General features: G+C 59.8%; 12 protein-coding genes. 6 read left to right on the forward strand and 6 right to left on the reverse strand.

Translation table 11 applies throughout. From position 1 onward, the window contains the following. Window positions 1-63 precede the first annotated feature (63 nt). Window positions 64-3,921, reverse strand: a complete 3,858-nt coding sequence (locus LRK71_RS17795; RefSeq protein WP_232405395.1) for a PEP/pyruvate-binding domain-containing protein — start codon at window positions 3,919-3,921, stop codon at window positions 64-66. Window positions 3,922-4,381: 460 nt separating this feature from the next. Here LRK71_RS17795 and LRK71_RS17800 point away from each other — a divergent pair, with 460 nt between their 5' ends. Both LRK71_RS17800 and LRK71_RS17805 read left to right on the forward strand, forming a co-directional pair. Beyond that, window positions 4,382-5,233 carry a PhnD/SsuA/transferrin family substrate-binding protein gene (locus LRK71_RS17800; protein ID WP_456300283.1) on the forward strand — a complete coding sequence of 284 codons (852 nt, stop codon included), beginning with the start codon at window positions 4,382-4,384 and terminating at the stop codon, window positions 5,231-5,233. Between the two features lie 18 nt (window positions 5,234-5,251). Further along, window positions 5,252-7,555: a hybrid sensor histidine kinase/response regulator gene (locus tag LRK71_RS17805; protein ID WP_232405316.1), complete on the forward strand. Its 2,304-nt coding sequence runs from the start codon at window positions 5,252-5,254 to the stop codon at window positions 7,553-7,555. Window positions 7,556-7,557: 2 nt separating this feature from the next. On the opposite strand, the gene LRK71_RS17810 is transcribed toward LRK71_RS17805, so the two are convergent. The 3 genes from LRK71_RS17810 to LRK71_RS17820 are packed head-to-tail and all read right to left on the reverse strand — an operon-like array spanning window position 7,558 to window position 9,652. Continuing rightward, window positions 7,558-8,391: a metal ABC transporter permease gene (locus LRK71_RS17810; protein WP_269751795.1), complete on the reverse strand. Its 834-nt coding sequence runs from the start codon at window positions 8,389-8,391 to the stop codon at window positions 7,558-7,560. Next, the gene (gene znuC / locus LRK71_RS17815) at window positions 8,388-9,173 is read right to left on the reverse strand and encodes a zinc ABC transporter ATP-binding protein ZnuC (protein WP_232405317.1); all 786 of its coding nucleotides are present in this window, start codon (window positions 9,171-9,173) and stop codon (window positions 8,388-8,390) included. Before znuC ends, LRK71_RS17810 begins: the two co-directional genes overlap by 4 nt. Then, window positions 9,164-9,652: a transcriptional repressor gene (locus tag LRK71_RS17820; protein ID WP_232405318.1), complete on the reverse strand. Its 489-nt coding sequence runs from the start codon at window positions 9,650-9,652 to the stop codon at window positions 9,164-9,166. The genes znuC and LRK71_RS17820 overlap by 10 nt, the downstream gene beginning before the upstream one ends. Before the next feature lie 114 nt (window positions 9,653-9,766). Here LRK71_RS17820 and LRK71_RS17825 point away from each other — a divergent pair, with 114 nt between their 5' ends. After that, window positions 9,767-10,807, forward strand: a complete 1,041-nt coding sequence (locus LRK71_RS17825; protein WP_232405319.1) for a zinc ABC transporter substrate-binding protein — start codon at window positions 9,767-9,769, stop codon at window positions 10,805-10,807. 63 nt (window positions 10,808-10,870) lie between these two features. Here LRK71_RS17825 and LRK71_RS17830 read toward each other — a convergent pair whose 3' ends face one another. Beyond that, entirely contained in the window at window positions 10,871-12,148 is a 1,278-nt protein-coding gene (locus tag LRK71_RS17830) for an NAD(P)/FAD-dependent oxidoreductase (RefSeq protein ID WP_232405320.1), read from the reverse strand. Further along, the gene (gene amaB, locus LRK71_RS17835; protein ID WP_232405321.1) at window positions 12,138-13,640 is read right to left on the reverse strand and encodes an L-piperidine-6-carboxylate dehydrogenase; all 1,503 of its coding nucleotides are present in this window, start codon (window positions 13,638-13,640) and stop codon (window positions 12,138-12,140) included. The genes LRK71_RS17830 and amaB overlap by 11 nt, the downstream gene beginning before the upstream one ends. A gap of 144 nt (window positions 13,641-13,784) precedes the next feature. Here amaB and LRK71_RS17840 point away from each other — a divergent pair, with 144 nt between their 5' ends. From LRK71_RS17840 to LRK71_RS17850, 3 genes are all read left to right on the forward strand, one after another. Beyond that, window positions 13,785-14,681 (forward strand): LysR substrate-binding domain-containing protein, encoded by an 897-nt coding sequence (locus tag LRK71_RS17840; RefSeq protein WP_232405322.1) that lies wholly within the window; start codon window positions 13,785-13,787, stop codon window positions 14,679-14,681. A gap of 1 nt (window position 14,682) precedes the next feature. Further along, on the forward strand, window positions 14,683-15,618 hold the full coding sequence (locus LRK71_RS17845; protein WP_232405323.1) for a LysR substrate-binding domain-containing protein: 936 nt from the start codon (window positions 14,683-14,685) through the stop codon (window positions 15,616-15,618). 134 nt (window positions 15,619-15,752) lie between these two features. Then, on the forward strand, window positions 15,753-16,961 hold the full coding sequence (locus LRK71_RS17850; RefSeq protein ID WP_232405324.1) for a pyridoxal phosphate-dependent aminotransferase: 1,209 nt from the start codon (window positions 15,753-15,755) through the stop codon (window positions 16,959-16,961). Window position 16,962: the final 1 nt, after the last annotated feature.

The raw sequence follows: 16,962 nt of genomic DNA on the forward strand, positions 1-16,962 counted from the left end.
AAGTGCACTTTTGACCGACCCCGGCTACGGCCAGTGAGGGGCCGCAGCCGCGTGTACTTGCCGTTAGCCGTTAGCGGCTTGTCGGCTTTGATCGTCATGCTGCGTGATGCTGCCGTCCTCATCCACGGTGATGCGGGCCCCGGTTTCAATCTGGCCCAGCCCCTTGCAGGCGACCAGCATCAGGATGTGTTTTTCGCGGGCGACAATGGCCATGTGGCTCAGCCAGCCGCCAACCTCGCTCAGCACCGCGCCAGAGCGTTGCACATAGGGCAGCCAGGCTGGGTTGATCATGCGACAGACCAAGATATCGCCATCCTGAAACCCGTCAAAGCTGGCGGGGTCGGTGCTGGTTTCATCCGCCAGCCAAAAGGCGCGCCCCGTCACGCGGCCATTGCCGGCAACGCAGGTGCCGCCGAGGGCGCCGACCTCCTGCTCGATCTGCGCGCCGAGCGACAGCAATTCACAATCCCGCAGGGTCAGCTGAACCTGTGTCGGTGCTGCGCGTTTGCGCATATCCTCATGGAGTTTTCTGTTCTGCGCCTGCAGATGCAGGGCCTCTGGTGTGGTCCAATTCCCCTGCTGGATCTCGTCCAGTGTCAGGTAGAAGATCAGATCTCCCAGTCCCGACATCTGCCCCAGCGCCTGGAACGCGCGGCGCAGCTCTGCCAGAATGCGTAGGGATTCATGCTTGGCCTGTTCCTTGAGATCCTGCAGGCGCAGCGCCAGCGAGATGCTCTCCTTGAGGTGGTTGGGTAACTCGGCGGGCAGGTGGGCGGATCTGGTGCCGGACGGCATCTGGTTTTCCAGCAGCGGCCAGAGCAGGGCAGGGGCCTCGCTGTAGCGCGGCGAACTGAGCTCGTAGTCGAACATGGCGCGGTGCCCCATCAGGGCCATGGCCTGATCGCGGGCTGCGACCCCGGTGCAAGAGGCCAGCAAGGCCGACGGCGCATGGGGCAGGTCTGCCTGCATCAGATGGGTGCGGAGCGCCGGATCACCCGCTGTGGCGGTGCTGGCTTCGCCCATGGTAAAACCGGCCAGGATGTTGATTTTCTCGGCCTCGACATAGGCCTCGTCAACAAAGAGATTTTGTAGAACCTGCAGGCTTTGTACCAGTTTTTGCGGTGTAAGCGCGCTGTAATCCACCGCTTGCCATAGCTGCAGCCTATCGGCCAGATCGGACATCACCTTTGTACGAAAGTGGGCGATCTGCGGTTCTGCCTGACGCCGCAGCTGTTTTGCCTTGGTGGCACTTAGCTTGAGCGTCATCTGCTGCTTCAGCGCCGCATCGACATAGGTTTTGCCAAAGAGGTTGACCAGATGGCCATCGCCACCTTCGGGCAGACCATAGGGGACGCCCAGGTCGCGGCAGGCCAGATCGACGCTGCCACCGGGGGCCCAGAGGCGGGTCATCAGCGAAAAGGACAGTGGCGTCGGGCGCGGCAGGACTTCGGACATTTCGTCCTGTTCCAGGATCACCTGCTCCGGATCGGCACTGCCAAAGCGGTCCAGCAGATCGCGCCATTCGTCCAGGCGGATCTGTTCGACCTTTGGCCCCAGCGCCAGAGTGGTGATGTCGCGGCTTTGTACGATCTGGAATTGCCCATCGGTATAGGCCCATTCCACATCCTGTGGGCAGCCAAATATACGCTCGATTTCCTGCCCAAGCGCCAGCAGCGGTGCCAGATCCAGCGTGTCATCTTGATCTGGTACCGCGGCAAGACCAGTACAGCGGCCAAAGCGCAGTGAGACGGGCGTTACCCGCCCCGATACAAGATCGTCACCGCAGCCGCGCACCCATTCCACCATGGTCATGCCGGGGGCGGTGGGGTCCTGGGTGAACAGCACCCCGGCATAGTCGGCCTGAACCATCTGCTGTACCAAAATATTGGCCGCATTCTCGCCATTTGTCGCCTGGTCATAGCTGGCGGCACGGTCAGAGGAAAAGCTGGCAATCACCCGGTCCAGCGCGCGACGCATTGTCTGGGCGGTGACATCCAGTTCGGATTCATAGACGCCGGCAAAGCTCTGATCGGCGCCATCTTCGTTGCTGGCGCTGCTGCGCACGGCGCAGAGCTTTGTCCCGGCCAGATGCCAGATCTCTTCGGCAAATGCGTCCTTCTGACTGCGGTTCATCCGCTGGTAGGCGGCAATGGCCTCGTGGCGCAGTACAACGCCCCCCGGCACCGGCAGCCCGGCGTTTTTCAAGAGTGACAGGCGCAGTGCCTTGTTGCCAGCGGTTGCCAGTTCTTCGCTGTAGCCCAGGGGGACGACCCCGGCGGGCAGCCTGGCCAGGCGCGCCTGATGCGCCCCGCGCGCAATGCCGTGATGCAGGCGCTGATGCAGCCCGGTCACATAGGCGCGTTGCAGCAACAACAGGCTGAGGCTGAAGCACAGGTAGGCATTGGCGGCAGCACTGAGACCAAAGACCATGGCAAAGAGTACTGGCACGCCGATCAGCAGCCAAAGCTTGACCTGACGCGCGGTTTTGGCAACGGCCCAGACCAGATAAATCGCGGCCAGAGCGCAAAACATGAGCGGCAACAGCAGCAGCGGATCCGGCTGCCCCAGATCAGGGATCCAGAGCAGGCTGATCGGTACAAGGCTGCTGGCCTCCCCGGCGGCCGAAACCCCCAGCATCATCACAGGCAAGAACAGCAGCGCGCTGAGATTGCGCAGCGGCGTCAGGCCCTTTGTGGCATAAAAGGCCTGAATGGCGCGGGCCCGGCGCACAGGATCATCGGCCAGGTCGGCCTTTAGGCGCTCCAGCTCTTTGGCGCTGGCCTGTGTGGTGATCTGGTCACGCTCTGATTTCAGGGCAACGGGCAGGATCAGGATGCGGGTCAGCAGTGACAGGGCGAACAGCCCCAGTAATAAATGGCTGCGCTCATGGCTCCAGATCAGCGCCTGCGCCAGCAGGGAAATCGTTTTTTGCCAATAGGTCGATTGCTGATCGGCCAGCCAGGCCTGCACATGCGGTTTGGGGGGGGGGGGGATGAAATATTCCCAGGGCAGGGTATAGCGCCCGCGATAATCTATCCCTTGCTGGCTCAGCTCGAGGCCAAGTACCTGCCCCATAAAACAGCTTCGCCGATCATAGCAGGCCGCCAGGGTTGGCTTGTCTTGTAGCTGCGCGATACTTTGGCGCAGCTCATCCGTGGTCAGGGCACGGATCGGGATGTTGATGGCGCCGGGCAGATGGCCGCTGGCGAAATCGCCGGGATAGCGGGTGTCGACGATCTGCAGATCGTCGGTCTCTAGCAATGTGGTGAAATCCGCAGTGCTGAGCAGGGTATCCTTGTTGGGATAGTCCGGAATGGCGCGCAGATCGGCCAGGGTTTCAACTGCGGTATCGCTGAAGGGGCGGCCTTCGACGATCCATTTTTCGATGCCGCCGGCGATGAAACTGCAATCGATGCCCAGCTTGGCCAATTGGGCGCAGGTTTCAGAGCTGCGGTTACCATTGTGGCAAAAGACGACTGCTTTTTGTCCGGGCTGTAGCGGGCGCGACTGGAGAAAATCCGGGAAGCGGATATGCGCGGCGCCGGGCAGGGTACCCATGGCGTTTTCGCCGCTTTCGCGGATGTCAAAAAAGGCAGTGTCGCCTGCCGCGAGCAGCGCTGCGGCCTCTTGGGTGGAAATGGCCAGCGGGTTGTCTGTTTGCTTGGAAAAGCTGGTCTCTTTAAGGGTATCATCCTTGATTTTGGTGCCGTCAAACTGCGCCGGGCGTACCAAGGTAGCCTGTAAACGCGCCAGATCGGCGTTTTTCCGCGCAGTATATTGCCAGTAGTTCGCTGCTCCAAACAGGGTCACCAGCGCTACCAGGGTCAGGATCAGCCGCGCCGGATAGCGGGCCGCCTGACCTGTGTCTTTGGTTTTGAAACCCAGCTTGGTCGCAACCACAGCCCCAAGCCCGGACATCATGGCGAGCGCAACCGCAAAGACCTGCGACAGGGATGAAACTGATCCAATGACCAGTTCTGGCGAGGGAATTGCCTGCACTTTATAGGGGAAGAGGACCAGAATGGCACAGAGTCCAAGTCCGAAGAATAAGCCGGATTTTGCCGATGAGGCCGGGATATAGCTGGGGAATTTCACTGCACGTCCTGTCGCCTATTAAGGGAATATTTAGGATTGTAACGGTTTGGTAAAAATTATCTTAAGATTGTGAAGTATTGCTTGTTTGTCGTCTAGGGGCTGATTTTTCTCCAATTTTCTATATCAAGGACGTAAAAGTTAACCTTGCAGTCTGCATCGCAGGGTAGAGTATGGGTGACCAAATAGGATCTGGAATCACGAAGTCGGCCAGGAGGCAATGGTGATGCGGCACGCAGACGAGTATAAACGCCCGGTCATCTTGCGCGTGTGGGGTGCCTGTCTTGGTATGCATTTGCGCGCTTGGGCGGTTATGTTTTTGTTGGTTGTAGGCCCTCTGGGGGCTGCGCCAACGGTGGCGCGTGCGGAGATTACCCTGACCTTTGGCACCTATGCCGCCGACAAGCCCACCGAAACGGTTCGCCAGTATCATCCGTTTTTGTCATTCTTGGCGGACCGCCTGACAGAGCGCCTGGGCAAAACAGTCACCATAAAGATGGTAATCGCCAAGGAATATGAGGAGGGCATTCGCCAACTGACTGCGGGGGAAGTGGATTTCGCTCGTTTTGGTCCGGCGTCCTATGTCATAGCCAAAGCGATAAACCCGCTGATCCAAATTGTGGCGATGGAATCGAAAGAGGGCCAAAAGCAGTTCAAGGGTGTTATCGTTGTTCATCGCGATAGCCCGATAGTCTCGCTGCAAGAACTCTCAGGTCAGAGCTTTGCCTTTGGGGATGAGCTGTCAACCATCGGTCGCTATCTGGCCCAGGCCCAGTTGTTGGAGGCAGGTATCAGCGGTACCGATTTGAAAACTTTCGATTACCTCGGCCGACATGATCTGGTTGGCGTCGCAGTGGGGGCTGGCAAGTATACCGCTGGGGCACTGAAAGAAAGCACCTTCAAAACCCTTGTGGCCAATGGGGTCGAAATCCGGATTCTGTCGTCGTTTGACAATGTCACCAAACCCTGGCTGGCCTCGGCTGATCTGGACCCTTCGACCTTGCAGGCCATGCGTGATGTCATGTTTGCGTCGCAGAACGAAGAAATCGTGCGCCGTATTTCCAAGAACGGCTTTTTGGTAGGCGAAGATGCGGATTACGATTTGATCCGCGTTGCCATCGACCAAAGCCGCCGGTTCTAGACCGTGAAGCGTAGAGCGATGAAACGCACAGGTATCCTGTTTCAAATTATCCTTTCGCTGTCTCTGGCTGCTATTGTGGTGGCCTTGGCGGTTGGCAGCGTGGTGCGGCAATATGAAGGCGAACGCTTGCGCGAACAGCAGCTCAAGCAAGCGGGACTAACCGTTTCTCTGTTGAGCGGGCTGATGCTGGAATCCATCATTGTCGAGGATGTCCCGGTTCTTGAGACCGGATTGCACGAGACCTTGGCACGCGCCAGGAACATCCTGTCGATCCAGATCCTGAATAGTGAGGGAACGTTGATCGCTTCTGCCAGTCGCGATCAAGAGGGGGTGAACGAGGATTTTGTCACCTATGACCAACCCGTCGAGATGGAAGGCGTTCAGTTTGGCACCATGATGGTGCAGTGGTCGGTGCAAGATGGTTTGGCCCTAGTTGAACAGAAAGTCCATTATACGATCAAGTGGACGATCCTGGCCATTGGTGTGTTGACTCTGCTGGTCTTGCTCTTGGTGACCCTACTGGCGTTGCAGCCGCTCAAGATTATTCACCAGCGCATGTCGGGAGCAATTTCCGGGACCCTGCGTCAGACCGATGTGCCCGCCACGGCTCTGCCCTGGTATGCCTCACGGGAATTCTGGGCGCTCAATCATTCGGTAGAGGTGCTGGAAGATACCTTTGCGGAACGGGACGAGCGCGAGATTGTGCTTGAACAGGCCTGTGAAACGGCAGCGATTGCCAGTCAGGCGAAATCTGATTTTCTTGCCAATATGAGCCATGAAATCCGCACACCGATGAATGGTGTGATCGGCATGGCCGAATTGATGCTGGAAACAGATCTTGATGATGATCAACTGGTCTACGCGGACACCATTGCAAAATCTGGTTCGGCACTTCTGACTATCATCAATGATATTCTCAACTTTTCCAAGGTTGAGGCAGGCAAGATCGAGCTGGAGCACCGCCCCTTTAACCTGCTGACAAGCGTTGAAGATATCGTCACCCTGCTGGCGCCGAAGGCCAGCCTCAAGGGGGTCGAAATTGTTCTGCGTTATGATCCCGATCTGCCGGAACTCTATGAAGGTGACGTTGGGCGGCTGCGCCAAGTGATGACCAATGTTATTGGCAATGCAGTGAAATTCACCTCGTCTGGCCATGTCTACATTGATGTGACTGGAACAACACTCGGCCGCCCTGGAGAACGCGAACTGTCCATTTCCGTAACGGATACCGGGATTGGCATCCCCAAAGATCGGGTGGATGCGGTGTTCAATGCCTTTGAGCAGGTGGATGGCGGTGCCACGCGCAATTTTGAAGGCACTGGACTGGGGTTGGCGATCTCGTCCCGTTTGCTGGCGCTAATGCGCGGGCGGATTTTGGTCCAGTCCGAGCTCGGTGTCGGCTCCGTCTTTACGATCCAGGTGCCGCTGCCACTTGGCGATGGTATTACTGGCCTTGCCGAGAGCCCTCTGCCTTTACAGGGCATGACCGGGATGGTCGTTGATGGGCTTGACGTCAGTTGCACGGTTCTTGCCGAACGGCTGCGCAGTTGGGGCGGCCAGGCTTTTGAGGCTGACAATACGCTGGAGGCATTGGAGGTCTTATCTGATCTGCAACTAGCTCAGAAACAATTGGATTTCATCATTCTGGATGATCAGATGCCAGAGCTGGAAGGGCATAAGCTGGCGCAGCGCATTCGCGCCATTGCTGATTACCGGGAGGTGCCAATTGTCATGCTGTCGTCCGTCGAACAAGCCGTGGCACGGAACGCGCGTGAAGGTGGGCAAAGCTGCCAATTCGTGTTGAAGCCGGTGCGCGTGGCACAGTTGAAACAGGTACTGTGCCGGGTGCTCCACCTGGAGGCCCCCGATGTAATACCTGCCGCACCACAATCCGTTGTGACCGCCCAGCAGCGCCGTATCAAGGTGCTGGTGGCCGAAGACAATCGGACCAATCGCCTGGTGGTAACCAAGATGCTCAAAGGGGCGGATTTTGATATCAGCCTAGCGGTAAATGGCGCCGAGGCTGTTGCGCTGTATGAAGAGCATCAGCCCGACATTGTGTTGATGGATATGATGATGCCTGTGATGGACGGCGTCGAAGCGACGATGAAAATCCGCGAGATGGAGGTCGCACAGCAGATCCCGCCTTGCCGTATCATCGCCTTGACCGCAAATGCGCTAGACTCTCACCGGGAAAAATGCCTGACCGCTGGGATGGATGATTTCCTGAGCAAGCCCCTGCGGAAAAATGCGCTGCTTGCTGCGATCAACAATTGGGTCGCCACGCCCACGGCGCAGGCCTCCTGTGCCGATGCGAGTTAGGCCTAATGCCGCCGCGCGCGTGACCCGGTCATCGGCAGTTGCTGCCGGATCATATCCCCCAGGCTGGTCAGCGCAAAAAAGCCCGCCGCCACGCAGACAATTGTCGGTCCGGTTGGTGTATCAAGCAGAAATGACAGTTGCAGCCCCGCCAGGGCCGAGAGCATGCCAATGACCGCTGCGGCAAAGGCCATGCGTTCAGGGGTGGCGGCAAAGGGGCGGGCAGCAGCGGCCGGGATCAGCAGCAGGGCTGAAATCAGCAAAACGCCAACCACCTTGATGGCGACGGCAACGACCAAAGCCAGCGCGATGGTCAGTACCAGCTGTTCACGCTTTGGGTTGAGACCGGCGGCATAGGCCAAATCAGGACTGAGCGTTGCGGTCAACAGCGCCGACCAGCGCGCCCAGAGCAGCAAGAGCACCAGCCCCGCCCCACCCCAGATCACCATAAGGTCGATGCGGCTGACCGCGAGAATATCGCCAAACAGATAAGCCATGAGATCAATGCGAATGCCCTGCAAGAACGAGACCGCAACCAGGCCAAAAGCCAGCGAGGAATGGGCCAGAACGCCCAAAAGGGTATCCATGGCAAAGCCCCGCCCGCTGAGGCTGGAAACGGCTGTCGCCATGAGCAACGAGACGATTAGCACCCCAGCAAAGACCGGCATTTGAAACCCCAGCGCCAAGGCGACCCCCAGGATAGAGGCATGGGCCGTGGCATCGCCAAAATAGGCCATGCGCCGCCAGACGACAAAACAGCCCAGGGGGGCCGCCGCGACGGCGACTCCGGTTCCGGCCAGGGCGGCGCGCAGCAGAAAACTGTCAAAGAGGCTGATCATGGGTGGGTCTCACTCGCGGGGGCGGGGCGGGTCTGGTTCGCGGTGTCTTGGCCATGGTCATGGCCGCAGCTGTGGTCGTGTCGGTGGTTGTGTTCATGCCGGTAGAGTGCCAGCGCGCCTTGGGTACCACTGCCAAAAAGGGCGCGGTATTCCGGTGCCGAGGCCACTTGTTCGGGTTCGCCCTCGCAGCAAATATGCCCGTTGAGGCAAATCACCCGGTCCGAGGCGGCCATCACCACATGCAATTCGTGGCTGACCATCAGAATAGCGCAGCCCAAGGTTTCGCGCAGGGTTTCGATCTGTTGGTAAAATCCGGCTGATCCCGGTTGATCCAGCCCCTGGGTGGCCTCATCAAGGATCAAAAGCTGTGGCGCGCAGAGCAGGGCACGGGCCAGCAGAACCCGCTGGAATTGGCCGCCCGATAGGTTGACCATCTGGCGGCTGGCCAGCTGCCCGGCACCGGCCTGCTCCAGGGCCGTGGCGGCCTGCTGGTCACTGACCCGCTGCGGCAGGCTGAGAAAGCGGCGCACCGTCATCGGCAGGGTCGGGTCGATATGCAGTTTTTGCGGCACATAGCCAATGCGCAGGCCGGGGCTGCGGTTGATCTGGCCCTGATCGGGGTGTTGCGCGCCGATAATACTGCGCAGTAGTGTCGATTTTCCCGAGCCGTTTGGCCCGACGATGGTCACGATTTCACCGGCAGAAATGGCAAAGCTCACATTGGATAGGACGGTATTGCCACCGAAGCGCACCGATAGGTTTTGCAGCGAAATCAGCGGCATTCTGGGGCGGTCTCTTGGCACTTGGGGCACAGGCCTTCGGCCTCGACCACGGTGCGTTCGATATGAAAACCGGCCTCTTTTGCAGCCTGGCCCAATTGGCCCTTGGTAGGAATGGTTTGGGCTTCGGCGACGGCTGTGCACAGGCGGCAGATCATAAAGACCGGGGCGTGGGTTTCGCCGGGATGGGTGCAGGCAATAAAGGCGTTCAAACGCTCGATCTTATGTGCAAAGCCATTCTTTACCAGAAAATCGAGCGCGCGATAGGCCACGGGCGGCTGCGATCCCAACCCTTCTTCGCGCAGACGGTCAAGGATTTCATAGGCACCCAGGGCGCGGTGTTCCTGCAGCAAGATTTCCAGCACGCGTTTGCGCACCGGGGTAAACTGCAGCCCCTGTGCCCTGCACTGGGCATCAACGGTTGCAATGCAGCTGGCAATGCAGCTGCTGTGATCATGGGTTTCAAACCCGATGGTTTCCATGGTCGTGCTCTCCGGTGCGCTGGTCTGGCCAAGGTTGGCGAACTTGGCTCTTGATATGTTATGATATGACGTTTATCAAGTCGTGAGATGTTATAAAATCACATGAGAGAGTCGATGATAAAACTCAGCCTGACCACAGCCGTTTCCGTCCTTGGGTTTGCCAGTGCAAGCTGGGCAGAGTCACCTCGGGTCGCAACGGATATTGCGCCAGTTCATGGCTTGGTGGCGCGCGTGATGCAGGACATCGCGATGCCTGATCTGGTGGTTCCTGCGGGTGCCTCGCCGCATAATCATTCCATGCGCCCATCCGAGGCCATGGCGCTGGCGCAGGCAGATCTGGTGTTCTGGATGGGTGCACCCCTGACGCCTTGGTTGCAGGGTGCCATCACGGAGCTGGCCGACCAGGCGCGGGTTGTCGAGCTGCTGGAGCATGAGGCCACGATGGTGCTGCCTTTCCGAGAAGGCGTTGGTTTTGAACCGCATAAACATGATCTCGCAGGTACGCAGGGTAACGATCATGGGCATGACCATGATGAGGACAGCCACGCCGATCATGGCGATCACGACCATGCTGAAGATCACGGGGACCATGGTCATGAAGGGGACCATTCCGAGGACCAAGCAGACGTCGGCCACGCGGGCCACGATCATTCCGGCACCGACCCGCATGCCTGGCTCGCGCCTGAGAATGCGCAGGCCTGGCTTGGGGTGATCGCAGGTGAACTTTCTGCCTTGGACCCCGAAAATGCGGCAGCCTATGCAGCCAATGCCGCTGCGGGGCAGGCTGAGATTCAGGCGGTGGCAGATCAGATTTCGGCCAACCTAACCGGCGGGGAGTTTGTTGTCTTTCACGATGCCTATCAGTATTTTGAGCAGGGCTTTGACATCCAGGCGGTCGGGGCGATTGCGCTGAGCGATGCCTCGGATCCCAGCCCGGCGCGGATTGCCGAAATTCAGCAAGTGGTGAAAGACCATGGCGTCACCTGCGTCTTTTCCGAACCGCAGTTCAATCCGGATCTGGTGGCCACGGTGATGGAGGGCAGTGCCGCCAAAACCGTGGTGATTGATCCCTTGGGTGCAGGGCTGACCCCGGGTGCTGACTTCTACCCGGCGCTTTTGCAGAAACTTGGGGGTGCCATGGCAGCTTGCCAGTAACCCTGGCATTTCTACGATGTGTCACGAAAAAGGGTCAGAGCCATCTCTGACCCTTTTCCGCCTCTAGCCAATCCGGTCTTTGATCAGATGGGTCAGGGTGGCGCCGGTTTCGTAATAGGCGCCGCGCAGCCCGGCAAAGGGCAGGCGGTGGTCGGTGCAGGCGGGCAGGGGTAGGGCGGTTTCATCGCCGCTGATCAGGGCCTTGGCTATCTGTTGGCCAAACAATGTCCCCGGCCCGATGCCGCGTCCGGAATAGCCAAAGCACACATAGCCATCCGTCAGCTTCTGGATCTTGGGCAGGTGTTCCGAGGTCATGGCAATGCGCCCGAACCACAGGTTTTCTAGGGGGGTGCCCGCCAGCGCTGGAAACAGTGCGGCCAGTTTGCGGATGAGCCAGCTGTGGTGGATTTTGCTGCCAAAATGGTCCAGCGCCCCCATGGCGCCAATCACCAGCCGCCCCTGTTGATCCATCCGCCAGGATGACATCACCAGGGCAGAATCCCAGCAGCCCTCTTGTCCGGGCAGAATCTGGTTGCGTATTGCGAGCGGCAGCGGCGTGGTGGCACCCTGGAAATAATTCACGTGTACGATGCTCGGTGCCTGGTAGCCGGCAATGGGCAGGGCATAGCCATTTGTCGCCATGAGCAGGTGTTTGGCGCGAATGCGCCCCTTGGGGGTGGTGACCTGCCAGTGGGCCTTGCCCCTGCTTAGCGCGGTGGCCGGGCTGTGGTCGTATAGCTGCGCGCCGACGTCTTGGGCCGCACGGGCCAGGCCACGTGCATAGGCCAGCGGCTGAATTGTGCCCGCGCGGGGATCAAACAGGGCGCCGTGCACCTGCTGCGAGCCGACACGCGCCTGGGTCTCGGTTTTGTCCAGCAGTTGAACCGGCGCGCCGATGGCCTGCAATTGTTCTGCTCGGCGCTGTAGGTCTGCCATTCCGCTGGCAGCGTGGGCGCAGTGCAGGGTACCGTTGCGGACAGGTTCACAGGCGATGCCGTGTCGTTCGATCAGGCCGTAGACAAGATCGGGGGCCACGGCCAGGGCCTGCGATAGCTGTGCCCCGGTTTTGGGGCCGAGGCGCGCGTTGATATCTTCCGGGGGCAGCCAGAGCCCGGCATTGGCCAATCCGACATTGCGTCCGGATCCGCCATGGCCAAATGTTTCCGCCTCGATCAGGCAGACCGAGGCCCCCATTTCGCGCGCCTTGAGCGCCGCCGAACATCCGGTATAGCCGCCGCCAATAATCACCAGGTCTGCGCTGACCTCCCCGGTCAGGACCGAGGAGGAAGGGTTTTCCTGGCAGGTATCTTGCCAGAGACTCGAGGCGGACTCAGATGTCAAATTTAATGCCCTGTGCAAGCGGTAAATCCCGCGAGTAATTCACGGTATTGGTCTGGCGGCGCATATAGCCTTTCCAGGCGTCAGAGCCGCTTTCCCGGCCACCGCCAGTTTCTTTTTCGCCGCCAAAGGCACCACCGATTTCAGCGCCGGATGGGCCGATGTTGACATTGGCGATACCGCAATCCGATCCCGCTGCCGAGAGGAAAAACTCGCATTCGCGCAGATCGGTCGAAAAGATGCAGGAGCTGAGCCCCTGGGGCACGGCATTCTGCAGCGTGATAGCCTGATCGAGATCGTCGTATTTCACCACATAGAGAATTGGCGCAAAGGTTTCCGTATGCATGATTGCGCTCTGCGCAGGCATCTCGACGATGGCCGGGTGGGCATAGGCGGCTGCCGGATAACTGTCGCCCAGGGCCTGACCGCCGCCATGTACCTTGCCGCCTTCGGTTTTGGCCTGGGCCAAGGCATCGTTCATCGTCGCGAGGGCCGCGCCGTCAATCAGCGGCCCAACCAAAGAGCCTTCCGCCAGCGGGTCGCCAATCGGCAGGCCTTCATAGGCCTTGATCAGGCGCGGGATCAGCGCGTCATAGACATCGGCGTGCACGATCAGGCGGCGCAGGCTGGTGCAGCGCTGGCCTGCGGTGCCCACCGCCGAAAACACGATGGCGCGCAGGGCCATTTCCAGATCGGCAGAGGGGGCCACGATCATCGCATTGTTCCCGCCCAGTTCCAGAATTGTACGGCCCAGACGCTGCGACATGTCGCTGGCGACGGATTTGCCCATGGGGACCGAGCCTGTGGCAGAAATGATCGCCACATCCGGTGATGCGGTCAGGGCCTCGCCAAGGTCACGTTCGCCAATCAGGGTCTGGATCAGGCCTTTGGGTGCATCACCACCAAATTCTGCCGTCACCTGATCGCAGATCTTTTGCACCGCCAGCGCGGTGAGCGGGGTCTTTTCCGAGGGTTTCCAAATCACTGGATCACCGCAAACCAGCGCCAGCGCCGCATTCCAGGCCCAGGGGGCAACCGGGAAGTTGAAGGCGGTGATCACGCCGCAGGTGCCCATCGGATGCCAGCTTTCGCGCATCGCGTGGCCGGGGCGTTCGGATGCGATGGTCAGACCATAGAGCTGACGCGACAGGCCCACCGCAAAATCGCAGATGTCGATCATCTCCTGCACTTCGCCCAGACCTTCCTGATAGATCTTGCCGCATTCCAGCGTCACCAGACGGCCCAAATTTTCCTTTTCCCGGCGCAGGGCCTCACCCAGCAGGCGCACCAGCTCGCCGCGCCTTGGGGCAGGGATCATTCGCCAGGATTTGAACGCTGCTTTTGCATGTGCAATCTGGGCCTCGGCCTCGGCCAGGCTATGCGGTGTGAGCCGGGCAATCTCGCTGCCATCCACCGGGGTTGTGACGCTGAGGCTGCCGCCGGTCAGGCTGTCCGCGCTTAAACCAGCAGCGGCGAGGATCTGGGAATGTGGCATTGGGCTGTCCTTTCAAGGAAATGTTGCACCCATGAGCATTCAGCGGGGTTTCGGGCTGGAGCCTTTGGGCGTTTTTTGATAAATCACACGGAGATCGCCAAATTGCACATGAAACTAAATCCTAAAGGTATGAGGTCAAATCATATGATTGCGCCGCGCCGCTTTTTGCCGTCAATATCCTCTCTGCTGGCGCTGGAGGCGGTTGATCGGCTGGGTAGTGCTTCGGCGGCGGCAGAGGATCTGAACCTGACCCAAAGCGCGATCAGTCGCCAGCTCAAGCAGTTGGAACAGCAGATGGAGGTCGATCTGATCGACCGGGATCAAATGCGGATGCAGCTAACGCCGGGTGGGGTGAATTATGCGCGCGAAGCCCGCGATATCTTGTCGCGACTGGCCCAGGCCTCGGTCAAGCTGCGGGCAAATCCAACGGGGGGCAGTCTGAACCTGTCGATCCTGGCCTCATTCGGGCTGCATTGGCTCGCGCCGCGGCTGAAGGATTTTGTCGGACAGCATCCGGGTATTACCGTGAACTTGCAGACCCATAACCTGCCGTTCAGTTTTGACACCAGCACCGCGCAGGCGGCGATCCACTATGGCAGCCGTGATTGGCCGGGGGTGGCGTACATGCCCTTGATGCCCAAACATGTGCTGCCGGTCTGCGCCCCGGATCTGCTGACAGCACCGCTTGCGGCGGTGGCGGATCTGCTGGATTACCCTTTGTTGCATCTGGCGACCCACCCCGAAAGTTGGGAGCAATGGTTTGCCCAACATGATGTCGCGGCGCCGCGCTTGCAGGGGATGTTGTTTGACCAATCTTCGGCCATGACCCAGGCGGCAGTGCATGGGTTAGGCATTGCCTTGCTGCCGACTTTTCTGGCCGAGAGCGAAATCGGAGAAGGGAGGCTCTGTCTTGCCATTGATGGCCCGGCGGTGACATCGGGAGAATATTATCTGGTCTGGCCTCGCGACCGGGTGGATGATGACCCGTTGGTTCAGTTCCGCAGCTGGCTGCAGGGCCAGATCCCACCGCAGGAGGCTTGAGATGCGCTTACCCAGTCTTACCCATTTGCGCTGCTTTGACAGTGCCGCCCGCCATCAAAGTTTCACCGCCGCTGGCGAGGAAATCGGCCTGACGCAAAGCGCCATCAGCAAGAAGGTCAAAGAGCTGGAGGTCGATCTTGGCTTTGCCCTGTTTCAAAGGGTGGGGCGCGGGGTGGTCTTGACCCCAGCGGGGGCCGGTCTGGCGGCGGATCTGGCGCAGAACCTTGGCGCGCTGCGCAATACCGTGCAAAAGGCAGTGGCGGCGGGGGGCGGGCGCAGCGCGCTGCGGATTGCGGTCTTGCCGACCTTTGCAAATCGCTGGCTGATTCCCCGGTTGCCCGACTTTTTTGCCCGTCACCCCGAGATAGAGCTGAACCTGTCGACACGGTTGCAACCATTTGATTTTGCGCGTGACCCCTTTGACTTGGCGATCCACTATGGGCGCGACAATTGGCCTGGTGCCCGCATGGTGGCTCTCTTTGGTGAACAGATGGTGCCGGTTGCCGCGCCGCAGCTCTATGCCAGTCACGCATTGGATGATCGCGCCAGTTTGCCGCTGGTGCCGCTGGTGCATCTGGACAGCCGTAGTGGAGCCTGGGGCGATTGGTTCCGCGAGGCCGGAGTGAACGGGCAGCCACGTCAGGATGGGCGTTATTTTGATCAGTATTCGATGGTCATTGGTGCTGCCGTGGCTGGGCTGGGGGCGGCGATTGTCCCCTTTGATATGATCGCCCAAGAGCTGGAGACCGGGACGCTGAAACAGCTGCCAGGCCCTGGCTTGCGCTCTAACAAGCGGTATTATCTGGTGCGCCCGCATGGTGGGGCTGCGGAGCCGGTGCAGCAATTCGAGGCCTGGATTACCCGGCAATTACGCCAGAACCCGATCGGATCGTCAGGCGGACCCAGCGGTGCCCCAAAACCGGACCGGCCCAGATAAGCGGTGCCGTATCCAGTCGGTTTTGGAATGCACTGGGTCCGGTTTGGCGATTGGTTTTCCGGTCGATCCTGACCTAGGCTTGGCGCTGCTGCCTCCGGCATTGGGCTGGGGCTCTCTCGTGGTAGGACGCCATCATGTCAGATTTTCGCCGGGCCAGCCGTATTGATGCCATCGAAGTTTCAGAGATATTACAGATCGGTGCCCGCGCGGCAGCGCTGAAACGGCAGGGTCGGCCGGTAATTGTACTGGGCGCAGGTGAGCCGGATTTTGATACGCCCAATTGGATCAAGACGGCGGCCATGGATGCAATCCAAGCCGGTGACACCAAATACACCGCCCTCGGCGGAACCCCGGCCTTGAAACAGGCGATCCAAGCCAAGTTCCTGCGTGATCAGGGGCTAGAGTACGCGGCGGATGAAATCATAGTCTCTACCGGGGCGAAACAGGTGCTGTACAATGCCTTCATGGCCAGTCTGGAACCTGGGGATGAGGTGATCGTACCGGCACCTTACTGGAGCTCTTATGTCGATATTATCGCGCTTTCTGGCGGTAGACCGGTGCTGGTGCCCTGCGGCGCAGAGACCGGGTTTCGCATGACGACGGCGCAGTTGCAGCAGGCGCTTAGCCCACGCACGCGCTGGGTTTTGTTCAACTCTCCCTCCAATCCGTCGGGCGCAGCCTATAGCGCGGCAGAGTATGCGCCGCTGCTGGAGCTATTGCTGCAGTACCCGGATGTCTGGGTCATGGCCGATGATATGTATGAACATCTGGCCTATGATGGGTTCGATTTTGCCACCCCCGCAGCGGTGGAGCCCAGGTTGAAAGGGCGCTGCCTGACCATCAATGGTGTGTCAAAAGCCTATGCGATGACGGGCTGGCGCATTGGCTATGCCGGCGGGCCCGCCGCTTTGATTTCGGCGATGGCGGTGATTCAGGGGCAGGCGACATCCTGTGCATCTTCGGTGTCGCAGGCGGCGGCCATGGCGGCGCTGAACGGCCCGCAAGAGATCCTGCAAGAGCGTCTTGCCAGCTTTCAGGCGCGGCGGGATCTGGTGGTTGATGGGCTGAACGCGATACCTGGACTCAGTTGCCCGCGACCGGAAGGCGCCTTTTATACCTTTGCCAGTTGCGCAGGCGTTCTGGGGCGGCGCACTCCGGCGGGAGATCTGTTGCAAAGTGACGCGGATTTTTGCGCCTATGTGCTGGATCACCACGATGTGGCCATGGTGCCTGGCCGCGCTTTTGGTCTGTCGCCCTATTTTCGGATTTCTTATGCCACCAGCGAGGCCGATCTGCGCCAAGCGCTGGCGCGTCTGGGGCGCGCGGTGGCGCAACTGACCTGAG

This window comes from Pseudophaeobacter flagellatus (genome assembly GCF_021228235.1).
Lineage (GTDB): Bacteria > Pseudomonadota > Alphaproteobacteria > Rhodobacterales > Rhodobacteraceae > Pseudophaeobacter > Pseudophaeobacter flagellatus.

Coding starts and splice junctions, on each gene's coding strand:
- LRK71_RS17850 (WP_232405324.1), top strand. CDS start 15,753: ATGTCAGATTTTCGCCGGGCCAGCCGTATTGATGCCATCGAAGTTTCA.
- LRK71_RS17845 (WP_232405323.1), top strand. CDS start 14,683: ATGCGCTTACCCAGTCTTACCCATTTGCGCTGCTTTGACAGTGCCGCC.
- amaB (WP_232405321.1), bottom strand. CDS start 13,640: ATGCCACATTCCCAGATCCTCGCCGCTGCTGGTTTAAGCGCGGACAGC.
- LRK71_RS17795 (WP_232405395.1), bottom strand. CDS start 3,921: ATGATGTCCGGGCTTGGGGCTGTGGTTGCGACCAAGCTGGGTTTCAAA.
- LRK71_RS17800 (WP_456300283.1), top strand. CDS start 4,382: ATGCATTTGCGCGCTTGGGCGGTTATGTTTTTGTTGGTTGTAGGCCCT.
- znuC (WP_232405317.1), bottom strand. CDS start 9,173: ATGCCGCTGATTTCGCTGCAAAACCTATCGGTGCGCTTCGGTGGCAAT.
- LRK71_RS17810 (WP_269751795.1), bottom strand. CDS start 8,391: ATGATCAGCCTCTTTGACAGTTTTCTGCTGCGCGCCGCCCTGGCCGGA.
- LRK71_RS17820 (WP_232405318.1), bottom strand. CDS start 9,652: ATGGAAACCATCGGGTTTGAAACCCATGATCACAGCAGCTGCATTGCC.
- LRK71_RS17840 (WP_232405322.1), top strand. CDS start 13,785: ATGATTGCGCCGCGCCGCTTTTTGCCGTCAATATCCTCTCTGCTGGCG.
- LRK71_RS17805 (WP_232405316.1), top strand. CDS start 5,252: ATGAAACGCACAGGTATCCTGTTTCAAATTATCCTTTCGCTGTCTCTG.
- LRK71_RS17825 (WP_232405319.1), top strand. CDS start 9,767: ATGATAAAACTCAGCCTGACCACAGCCGTTTCCGTCCTTGGGTTTGCC.